The 1,440-nt window shown below is 48.3% G+C and carries 2 protein-coding genes and 1 pseudogene; 2 read left to right on the top strand and 1 reads right to left on the bottom strand.

The features are described 5' to 3' along the window. Positions 1–487, bottom strand: a pseudogene (locus U8U68_RS21800) (DUF6076 domain-containing protein); the annotation flags it as partial. Positions 488–648: 161 nt separating this feature from the next. Between U8U68_RS21800 and U8U68_RS21795 the strand changes: the two are divergent. Next, positions 649–864 carry a helix-turn-helix domain-containing protein gene (locus U8U68_RS21795; protein WP_322204548.1) on the top strand — a complete coding sequence of 72 codons (216 nt, stop codon included), beginning with the start codon at positions 649–651 and terminating at the stop codon, positions 862–864. Then, positions 848–1,219, top strand: coding sequence for a helix-turn-helix domain-containing protein (locus U8U68_RS21790; protein WP_322204546.1), 372 nt, complete (start codon positions 848–850; stop codon positions 1,217–1,219). The genes U8U68_RS21795 and U8U68_RS21790 overlap by 17 nt, the downstream gene beginning before the upstream one ends. The last annotated feature ends 221 nt before the right edge of the window (positions 1,220–1,440 follow it).

Here is a 1,440-nt window from a genome sequence, read left to right as displayed (position 1 = left end):
GGAGATAAGCTTTCAGCTTTTCCTTCACGGGTTTCTTCTTGCCGTCGTCGATATCCAGCACATCCTCAAACAGACGCATGATTTGTTTTTGGAGCGTGTCGATGTCACTAGGGATGTGCCGCAGCTGCTTGTGGGGCAGATGCTTCTGGATATCCTTGTCAGGGTGCTGCTCAATATAGCGGAACCGCGACTGCCAGTCAAGGCGCAGAAACTCGAAGTAGATGTGCTCCTTCGCCAGCTTTTTCAACGTGCTCATCACAACGGCCTGAGAATCGAAGTCGGATTTCTGATAAAAGTTCAGCAGAGCGGCATCCATTTTCTTAAACAGATCCTCCATCGGCCAGATGTCCAGATAGGTGAAACGCAAGAGGCTTTCCAGAAATGGGAAGTCTTTTTCTATTGTCCTTGGGCGTTCTAGCGTCAAATCCTTGTAGACGAAATACTCCCGGCTCTCCGCAAAGTAAGTGTAGAACTCATAAGCCGCCATGTTAACCGTTCTCCTTCACAAATTAAAAATATTTTTGAAATTGTCCTTGACAAATGAATTACCATGTGTTACCATAAGGCAGTTGGCAAATTAAACTTCCTGTAAAAGTAAGTCTACAACAGGAGAGCGGAAAAGTCAAGACATTTTTTAGGAGGTGCCAAGTGGTTCAATCCAAGTTCAAGAGTTATGACGAGCTGCCACTGTTTCTCAATGCGAAAACAGTGGCAGAAGTTTTGGGGATCTCGATGGCAGGGAGCTACGAATTGTTGCACCAGGAAGACTTCCCGGTGCTGAGAATCGGTTCTCGCTTGGTGGTTCCCAAGGAGAAATTTCTCTCGTGGATCGAGAGCCAGACAGGAGGTGCACAGCGTGAATAATTTTCTAAGAGCATCATGTAGCGGAGCAAAGAACTTCTTTCCTCTGCCAAATGCAATTTTCAGTTTGGGATTGTCGGCTGGTGAACTGGCTGTCTATGCTTACCTCATGCACTGTGAGGACAGAAGGTCGCACCAGTGCTGGCCTAGTTACAAAACTATTTGCAGGGCTGTCGGAATGAGCGAGAACACGGTGAGGAAGTATGTGCGGGAACTGGAGTACAAAACGCTCATCCTTACGGAACATACAAAGTACGAATCTGAGAGTGGACAGGTTCGCAACGGCAATTTGATTTTTACGATTCTCCCCATCCAGGGAGCAATCAAGTACCACAACGAGTGCCAGTTATCGAGGTAGGCATTTGTGGCCCCTGTGAGGGCCGTGTCAGGCGGTTTGGGCTGGATACCGGGGAAGTAGCGATAACCGGCCTAAAACAGCCGTGTGGGGCATTTGTGGCGATTTGTGAGAGCAGTTTCGGCAGGAGACAGAAACCGCACCAAATATGCAGAGGGTTGCAAGTTTATCCGGCAAAACAGGGCGCAGGAAACGGTCAAAAAGACAAGCAGGTTAAAGCGCGG

It is taken from the genome of Acutalibacter intestini (assembly GCF_034334985.1).
GTDB lineage: Bacteria > Bacillota > Clostridia > Oscillospirales > Acutalibacteraceae > Acutalibacter > Acutalibacter intestini.
This window is presented reverse-complemented; position numbering and strand designations above follow the sequence as displayed.